This window comes from Geobacillus sp. WSUCF1, assembly GCF_000422025.1.
Lineage (GTDB): Bacteria > Bacillota > Bacilli > Bacillales > Anoxybacillaceae > Geobacillus > Geobacillus zalihae.
The window spans coordinates 1-9,319 of the sequence record NZ_ATCO01000113.1 but is presented as its reverse complement, the minus strand read 5'-3'; the positions used below and the strand labels follow the sequence as shown (position 1 = coordinate 9,319).

Sequence of the window (9,319 nt, the reverse complement as noted above, 5' to 3'; positions counted from 1 at the left end):
AATCTCAGGGGAACTATGACCGATACCCTGCGCTATTTCTCCGTTTGATATTATACCACAGCGATAATCTCAGGGGAACTATGACATTAAAGCAATGACATACTACCGATAAGCTATAGGAAGAACAGGTGTCTTCATTCCTCATAGGCACGATAAAAACACAAAACGACCCCGAAGTAGGAATGGGGCATCGTTTCAATCCCTCATAAGGTATGGTAAAAATCCAAAAAGCGTTGCCATATCAAGCTTTCTCCCGCAACCGCAACTTCAGCATAACGCGTCCCGAATATTCTGTCAACCAAGCCCATCCATGATGGCTTTAGAGATTAAGCGATCAAAACCAATGTCGTCGATCCCCCGGGGTTTTTGCACGATTGGGGGTCGACGACAATGTGAGATTCGACGGCCAAGGGCCGCTTACCCTTTCATCCTTTCAATCTTCTCAATCGGCAGTCCGGTCAGTTCGTGGATCGTGTCGACATCGTATCCTTTCGCCAGCATTCTCTTCACCACGTCGAGCTTCCCTTCCTCGATCCCTTCTTGGCGTCCTTGCTTCATCCCTTGCTTCAACCCTTGCTTTAACCCCTGTTCGATTCCTTGTTGGATTCCCTTTTCCAGCCCCCGCTGTTCGTATGAGACGATGAGCTCCATCACACGCTTTGCTTCCTTCGTTTCCATTTGGCTCACCTCGTGTCGCGGTTTTGCTTCCTCCTCTTCAGATAGCCGCAAATACGTCTCGAAAAAACCGAACAACAGCCGCTGTTTCGCTTCATCCAGCTCGAGACGGACGAGCATGCGCAAAAATTCCTTTTGGAGAAGGAGACCCGATCGCTCCGGGCTCCTTCCCTTGTCCTTGCTCTAGCTCATGGATGGACTACCCGTTGATGCCCTCTGTCAGCCTCCCGATAATCGCCTCTTGATACCCCGCTTTTTTCGTTTCCGCCATCGCCTCTTTCAGCGGCTGCAGCGGTTCCGATGTGATGGACGCGAGCTTGGCGAGGCGCTCGGGGGTGAGGTCGACGACAGGGTTGGCGGCCCTATAATCCTCGACGGAAAAGCGCCAAAGGGTGACGGCCTGTCCATACCGCTCCTGCAGCCGCTCTGCCATGGCCAATCCTTCTGGGTCGAAGTCGCCGGAGTAATACAGCTTGGCGCCAGAAGCCGCGAGCAAATCGAGCAGCTTCATCGTCGCCAAGTTCATTTGCCCGTTCGTGCTGACAAGCGGGGCGCGGGTGTCAAGCAGCGTCGAAAAGACGCCCGCGTTTTCGACAATGTACACCGTCCCCCCATGGGCAGGGCGGACACTGACAAGCGACAGCACATCTCTAAGCGGCATGTTCAGCGCCGTGTTCGTCTCCCAGGCAGCGGAGAAGACAGGATGCGGTCCGTCCTTGGTTTCAGCAAGAATGTTGGCGCATGTGACAAAGTTCAGGATATCCTCACGGAGCAAGCCGACGGACTGGAGCAACTCATTGACGCTCTCTACAGATGCCATGTCCCAATCCCCGGGCACGGTCGCTTGCAACGCCGAAAGCAACAATCTCCCCGGTAGCGTGGACAAATCGAACGCGTGCGGGTCGCCCGCCACTTGCTGGGCAAAGAGCGGGAGGCGCATGTATGACGGGAGCGGGAAGTAGCCCAGGGCGGCGCCGACAAGGCGGATGGCCTCCTCCAGGCTGCGGCGGTCGGCTTCGTACGCCGTTTGGACGAAGCGCTGAGGGCGGACCGACTCAACCCAATGATGCTCCTCGGTCAGACGCGCAAAAAAACGATCCCGTTCCTCTTCCTCCGCCTGGCGCCGTTCTTTGTTTGAGACAAGCGGGGCGCCGAAGTACTGTTCAAGCAGCTCGACAAGCCCAACGCCCGCAAACCTCGTCTGTCCGAGCTGTTTTTCAAACGCGATAAGGGAGACGCGGGAGACGTCTTTGCCGAAAAAGGCGGCGATCGACTCCCGCTCTTCCTTGGAGAACGACTGCAATGAAACCGCGCCGCCGACGCGGCCGAGCGACTCGTACTTGCGTTTCATTTCGGCAAACAGCCGCTTGAAGCCCGGTTCGGATCGGAAAAAGGCAGCCGCCTCCTTGGCCGTGCTCACGTCTCGATCGTCTCCCATTCTTTATCATTGACCATCAGCTGTTTGACGCGGCCGTTCCAACGGTAATGAATGACGGTCACAAACGACGCATTGCGCGGGCGGACGAGTTCGCAAATGGACAACGCGGGCACGGTGTCGTAGTCGCCCCAAAGCGCCTGCGAGTTCATGATGTAGTTAAAGCCGAGCTGTTCGACAAGTCCGAACAGGTTGCGGATGTTGTTTTCGTCAACGCCGGCGAACGCCTCGTCAAGGGAGATGATGTACGGGGCGTCATCGCCCGCTTCTTGGTAGCGCGAATACGCCGCGGCGAAAAGCGGAATGTACATCGCCATCGCCTTTTCCCCGCCGCTGAATTGGTAAAAGCGGTGGTTCGTCAGCTCGCGTTTCGGCTCGTTTGTTTTTTCATAGTACAAAGTGAAGGAAAACCATTTCCGATAGTCGAGCACTTCTTTAATGATTTGATGGAGCGTGCTGCCTTGGCCGCGCTCTTCAAGCAATTCGCGGGCGCGGGCGATTTTCGAGCGGAAATGGTTCGTCACCCGCTGCAAATCTTCCTCTTTCAACAGCCGTGAATCGATCCGCAATAGGCGCACCAATTCTTTCGTATCGAGCTCCGCTTCCGTCTCCGCCGTTTTCGGCTTCCATTGAATGGACAGCACAAGCCCTGATGATGTGTCGAGGCCGCCCATCAGTTTATTCATATCATTCACCCACCGTTCGGCGCGCTGAATGCGGCTGCGCAAAATGCGGCCGACTGATTTTAAAATGACGTCCTCATACAGCTCGCGGTCTTGTTCTTTCATATACTCGTGCTGCAAGACGATGTCGCGCTCCACTTCCGCCAGCACCGCAAACGGCGTGGCGCGCTCGCCTTTGTAGTCGAGGTAAATGACGTGCCGTTCTTGTTTCTCCCGCCAGTCCGCGGCTTTCATGGCCATCTCATCGTCTGGGGCAGCGGCGGTCCATTCGGGCTTCGTTTGTTCTTCCAGCGGCTCGAAGGACGCCCGGTATTCGGTCAAGTTGGACGACTCTTGGAAAAAGACGGTGTTCAGCCGCGCCAGAAGCGAGGAACGCGTCTCTTTTAACACTGCTTCGTACCGTTGTTTCGCTTCTTTCGCCTGCTCCAGGAGGGAGCGGGAACGATCAAGATCCACAAGCCCAAGCGCCGCTTCACGGGCAAACGACTTTTCCCACATCGCGGCGAGCTCGCGGGCGAACGCTTCCCGCTGCGCCCCTTTTTCCCGCTCTTCGACTAAGCGCATGAGCCGCTGTTCCGTCCGCGCCCGTTCGTTGACAAGGCGCGGAATTTCGCGGCGCAAAAACGCCAATCGTTCTTGGATGCGGGCGATTTCGGCGCGAATGTCATCCGCCCCCATTTGCGCGAGCGTCCGTTCCATCTCCGCGATTCGCAAGGCGAGCCGCTCGGTTTCATCCCGAAGCCGATTTCGTTCGCCTTTCGCTTCGTCGATCTCCGTTTCCAGCGCCGCGAGCCGCTCGCGCTGTTGGGCGATCATCGCCTCGGTATGGCGCGTTTCGCGGTAAAGCACTTCGAGTTCGTGCACATGGCGGACGTACGATTTCATGGCGAGCTGGGCTTGTTCACAGCCGTCTAAAGTAAAGGCCAAATCGAGCTCGGCCGACTCGTCGTGGAGCTGTTGTTTGATTTGTTTCCATTCGCGCGCCAAGAGAGCGGCTTTTTCTTCTTGCCGCTTCCATTCCCGTTCTTTGCTTTCGGCTTGGCGGCGCGCTTCTTGCGCTTCGTCAAACGCGGTGCGCACATCGCGGTCCGATGGGAAGGACGCCAACCAGTCGGCGAGCGCTTGGATGGCCGCTTCCACCGCCTGATGCGCCCCGCGCAGACGGTCGATCTCTTGCCCCACAGCGGCGATCTCGGCTTCCAGCGCCGCGATGTTCTCAAGCCGCCACCGTTCGCGCGCCGCACGGCCAATGAACATCGCCTTCGATCTCCGCGGCGCATGGCCGCGCACAAGGCCGAGCGAATAGCGCCCCGTTTCATCGATCGTCATGCCGCCTTCTTGTTCCACATCGGTGATCATGATGCTTCGGAGCACTTCGTCGATCCGTTCCATTGACACAGGGGCGTCTTTGTCGGGGCGCAAATAATCGGCGAGCGTATGCGCCATATGAGCCGGGTTCGGAGTGAGCACACGATCGCAGGCGACGTCAATCTCGCGAGCGGTAATGAGGCGTCAAGCAGCCCCGCGTGTGAAAGCGCCGATTCGATCCGCTCGCGCACATCGTCAGGCACATCGTCGACAAATTCGACCGCGGCATAAAACGGGACAAACGGAATGCCTTTCTCCTCCAACGCCAACCGGGCGGCGACGGTTTGTTCATCCCGTTCAGGCTCGGGGTCGCGTTGTTCCCGCCATTGACGCAGTTCGGCCTCGCGCTCTGCCCGTTTTTCTTCCAACAGACGGATGTCATGCTCGAGCCGCCATTTCTCATCCTTTTTCTTGCCGACGGCATCGTAATACGCTTGAACGAACGGGCGCTTCAAATCATCGAGCGAATACTGCTCATAGAGGGCGCCCATTTGTTGCAAAAACGCCTGAATGTCCGTTTCGGAAACGTCGATTCCTCCCTGCTCGACCCAGGCAAGCACGGCTTGTTCAAACCGCTCTTTCTCCTCTTCGAACAGCTCTTCCCATTTCCATTGCTGGTGGCGCCATTCGTCCATTTCCCGCCGCCTTTCGCCCGCTTCGCTGCTCGCTTCTTCATAGCGCCGTTTCACCTCGTCATGCCTGCGCCAAAGGCGCGCCAGCCCCTCAAGCCGTTCGACATGACGATCGGCTTCCTGCTTCCAAGCGGCAAACGAAAACTCCTGCTGCTTTTGGCGATGGCGGTGAAAGTCGCCTTCGTTCGTTTCATGCAAGGGAAACGCTCCTTCTTCGGCATCCATGCGCAACTGCTCCAACTCATCTTCAAGCTTCTGCTCAAGGTCATCCAACCGCGCTTCCGATTCATCTAGGCGGCGGCGGTGCTGACGTTCCTGCCGTTCTTTTTCCGCAATCGTCTGCTCGTGCCGCTCCCGCCGCTCCTCTAGCGCTGCCGTTCGGCTTTCAGCTGTTCATACTTTTCCGCCTGCTGAAACACTTCATGGCCAGCCAAGTCGATTTCGCGCGCTCGCAGCACGTCTTCCTCGCGGCCGAGGCGGGTGATGGACTCCTCAAGCTCATCAAGCGCCTTTCGCGTCTTTTCTTCTTCATCGTGAAGGCGGTGTTGTTCAGCAGCGAGCTGTTCCGCTTGTTTGACCGCTTTTACGTATTCTGCCGCCTTTTCGGCGATCATATATTCGTTGTACAGGCGGTACTGATCGCAAAGACGCTTCAACGCCCGTTCGTCGCGTTCGAGCTGCTCAAGTTGCTGCTTGGCTTGGTCCATGTTTTCAATCGTTTCGGATAAATGGCGGAGCTCGTCATCGGTCAACGGAGGCAGCGAGCTTTCCAAAATCTCATAAATCACCGTCGGCTTAAAGTCTTTCGACAGCTTCGGGCTGCGCAGTTGAATGAGCAGTTCGATCAATTCTTGAAACGCGTCGATCGTCTCAAAACGAAACACATGTTTGTTCACGAGCTCCATATACTCTTTTTGCGTCTCGACGACCGTCCCGCCCGCACCGAGCAATGCGGCGAGCTCGCGTTTCGTCAGCGGGATTTTTTCACCTGTTTTTTCTTGTTTATACAACTGAAGGTCATAGCCGATGCGGCGGTTGTCGAACATGACAAACCCCCAAAAGTCGAGGCTTTTTTGCCGCTTCGCGCGCAGGCCGATGCCCGTTGTGACGTATTGGTCGGATTCTTTCCGTTTATATTCTAAAAACAAATACCCCGTCCGCTCATCGCGATTGACGACGTCTTTTTCCCCAAGCAAGTAGTCTTCCATGCGCCGCGCCCGTGAACCGAACGGATCGAGGCGATCGGGCGTCTTCTTGCCGTCTAAAAGCACCGGGATCAAGCTTTGCATCGTCACCGACTTGCCCGCCCCGTTGCTTCCCCGCAACAGCAGCTTGCCGTCAGCGAAGTGAAAGTATTGCTCGTCGTAATACCAAAAATTAATCAGCCCCGCGCGATGAAGCACCCATGGATTCGCCATGTTCCTCCCCCTCTTTCGCGTCAAAATCATCTGGATACCGTCCCGACACCCGCCCGAGCAGCGGGTAAAGGACGATCATTCCGGTGCCGTGCTCCACATCGGCCATGCGCCATTCGTTGAGCGCCGCAAGCATTTCGCGGACAAGCTCGACAGCCGACATGTCGCGGTACGTTTTCCCCCACCCCGCCCCGTAACGGCGGCGGCAATCGGCAAGCCAGGCGGAAAATTGTTCAAACGTCAACCGGATGCGGCCGTATTCATCCGGCGGATATTCCCCAAGCCGCTCGCGCACCAAGGCAGAAAAATGAAGGATGATCTCCGACGTTCCTTTCTGGTCGGGAAATGTCGTGTACGGCGCCTGCCGTTCGGGAAGCGTCAACATGGCAGCATTTTTGTACAATTCATACCGAAACGGCGTATGCGCTTCGATATCGTCACGCAGCCGATGGCGGAAGTTGCGCAAGTAGTAAAAGTCTTGCTCGTCCCCTTCCGTCCGATGCACCGCCGGGGATAAAAACAGCTTCCGATACAGGCGATGGCGCCGATAATCTTGCGGCGAGGCTTTCCACTCCTCGGCGAGCAATTCGTCGATCGATTCATATTGCAACAAATCTTTCGGATACGTGCGCATAAAATAACGGGCGAGCACCGGCACTTCGTACAGCGCCTCTTCCTCCACATGCTGGGCGAACGCCTCAATCTCCCCATCCATCCGGCGGACGAGTCCGATTTGTTCCGCTGTCTTCAACACGCGGATGAGCGAGCGCCGATGCGAGTAGTTCGTCCAATCGACCGGTAGATCCCCCGGGTACATGGCGCGAATTTCTTCGCATACGTCAGAAAGCAAAAACTTTTCTTCCACCGTTTTTCCTTCCAAATACGCCATCAAGCAGCAAAACAGCGCATAGTCAAGCGGCTCTTGAAACGACTCGATGCCCATCCACGGCTCGGGATCGGCGGGAATTTTCTCGAGCTTGGCGAAATAGCGGTGGACGATGAGTCGATACCCAAACTTCTCCTCCACATACCGTTTCAACACATGTTCGCGCTCACGGACGAGCTGGTACAAATCCGGCTCTTGGTCGCGAATGATCCAAAACTGCTCAAACAGCGCGGCGAGCGCTTCTTTCGCCTTGTCGTCAAACGCCGTTTCCATCCTCACTCACCTCCCGAAAGCACATGAATTTCGTAGTTCGGCATCACGAGTTCCCCATCTTCTGCGCGAAGGCAAATCGTCCCCTCTTTGTTCACCACTTTGACCACCCACCCGTTTTCCGTCTTCATTGCTTGCCCCTCGCGCCCCATCGCTTTGGCGATCCAGCCGAGCAGCGTTTTCCGTACGTATGGGGTCACCTCGGGAAGGTCGGCAAGCACGATTTTCCCGTCGGTCACAAGCTGTCTGAGCGCCGCTTCCTCGCGCGCTTTTTCTTCCAAATAGCGAAGGCGGGCTTCTTCTTTCTCCCGTTCTTTGTCTTCTATTGCCTGCGGTTTTTTCTTTTCCCCGTAATGGCGGACGCGCGGCTTCGTCACCCACTCGGCTGGCGGCTCGTCCCATACGTCGCGGTATATGTTGTCGGTTGCTTCCGTGTCAGCGACGAGATGTTTCGTATGGAAGCAGCCGAATACGACCGCTGACAGGCAGTGCGCCTCTTCAATCGATTCAAGGCGGGAAAACCAACGGGCCAAATGCAAGTAGTCGCCTTTGCGGCTGCGAAAATGATGATGCCGCTCGCCAAGCCGCTGCACGACGCGCGTCAGGCGGCGAATCGCCTCATTCGTCTGGTATTGCAAAAACGAAAGCTCGCTCTCGCGCCCGTTGCGGCCTAAAAACCATTCGCACAGGCTGCGCCACGTCTCCCATTTTTCTTCAATCTGCACAGCGCGCGGCGGCAGCGCATCGGCAAAGCGCGGGATCGACCGCTCATAGTCGACGACACGCTCGATGAACTGCCGAACCCCTTCTTCCGGCAGATCTTCAAGCAATTGTTCAATCTGCATCGACGTTTTTTGCAAGGCGACGATAAAATCGCGCAAGTACGCCGTAAACTGCTCTTTATAGACGAGAAACGACTCGGACGTCATCCGCTCTTCCAAGTTTTCACTGTGCAAATAAGCGATATAGTCGGCGGAATTTTGGATGATTTTCTTAAAATAATCGAACGTCTCTTCCCATACTTGATGCATTTCATCCGCTTGTTCTTGAAAATCAGAAGCGATGATCGCCTCCATGCGGGAAAGAGATGCATACAAACGGTCGAACCGTGTTTTCTCGAGGGATCCTCCGAACGAATCTCCGAGCTGCTCAAGGGTGCGGATCATCCGCTCGATCTCCACCGTGTACGGGCTGCATTGGTAGCGAAACCGCTTTTTCTTAAACTCTTCAATCGTCCGGACATGGGACGTCTCTTGGCGGGCGATCAAGTTGTTCCATTTGACGAGCTGGTCGAGGTCTTGCTGCAAGTCATCTTCCGTGTAATCCGCAAACTCCTCGTGCTGCTTTAAAAAGGCGTACACTTCTTCCGGAAACAAAAATTGGCGCATCCGCTCGTGCTGGATGTAGAAATAGCGCAAAATCGCCCGGTAGCGGTGCGCGTTTTCCGTCGATAAATATTTGGTTTCGACAATGGGCTTGAGCCATGTGGCGTCCATTTCCGTCCACCTTTGCTTCGGTTTTTTCCTATGTTTATTGTAACGATTCTCTCCGCTCTTTTTCTAGCAAAAACCGTTTTCCTATTTTTTCTCGCCATCGGCGCGCGTTTTTTGTAAAATAGAGGGGAAAAGGAGGTGAAACGAATGGAAGCGTTGCTGCGGGAAATTTTGCATGAAGTGAAAGCGACGCGCGCGGCGGTCGAATCGCTCGAGCAACGGGTTGGCGCCTTGGAGGGGCAAGTGGCCCAGCTCAATGAACGAACAGGTGCTCTTGAAGCTCAAATGACCAAGCTGAATGAGCGCACGAGCGTTCTCGAACGCCAGGTCGCACAGCTTAACGAACGAACAAGCGCCCTTGAGCAGCAGTTCACTCAGTTGAATGAGCGGACAAGCAACCTTGAGCACCAAGTTGCTCATCTCAACGAACGCATGGGCACTATCGAACATCAAGTCGCCCAA

3 protein-coding genes and 3 pseudogenes are annotated in these 9,319 nt (G+C 55.7%); 1 reads left to right on the top strand and 5 read right to left on the bottom strand.

Features of this window, described 5'->3' with window-relative positions:
• Positions 1 to 417 precede the first annotated feature (417 nt).
• From I656_RS05280 to I656_RS05295, 5 genes and pseudogenes are all read right to left on the bottom strand, one after another.
• Positions 418 to 813: pseudogene (locus tag I656_RS05280) on the bottom strand (DUF4351 domain-containing protein); the annotation flags it as partial.
• 61 nt (positions 814 to 874) lie between these two features.
• On the bottom strand, positions 875 to 2,095 hold the full coding sequence (locus I656_RS05285; protein ID WP_033006044.1) for a TIGR02679 family protein: 1,221 nt from the start codon (positions 2,093 to 2,095) through the stop codon (positions 875 to 877).
• Positions 2,092 to 6,211 (bottom strand): annotated as a pseudogene (locus I656_RS0116035) (TIGR02680 family protein). Before I656_RS0116035 ends, I656_RS05285 begins: the two are co-directional and overlap by 4 nt.
• On the bottom strand, positions 6,171 to 7,367 hold the full coding sequence (locus I656_RS05290; RefSeq protein ID WP_033006043.1) for a TIGR02678 family protein: 1,197 nt from the start codon (positions 7,365 to 7,367) through the stop codon (positions 6,171 to 6,173). Before I656_RS05290 ends, I656_RS0116035 begins: the two are co-directional and overlap by 41 nt.
• A 2-nt stretch (positions 7,368 to 7,369) precedes the next feature.
• On the bottom strand, positions 7,370 to 8,860 hold the full coding sequence (locus tag I656_RS05295; RefSeq protein WP_020755712.1) for a TIGR02677 family protein: 1,491 nt from the start codon (positions 8,858 to 8,860) through the stop codon (positions 7,370 to 7,372).
• Between the two features lie 144 nt (positions 8,861 to 9,004).
• On the opposite strand from I656_RS05295, the pseudogene I656_RS05300 reads away from it, so the two are divergent.
• Positions 9,005 to 9,319: pseudogene (locus I656_RS05300) on the top strand (hypothetical protein); the annotation flags it as partial.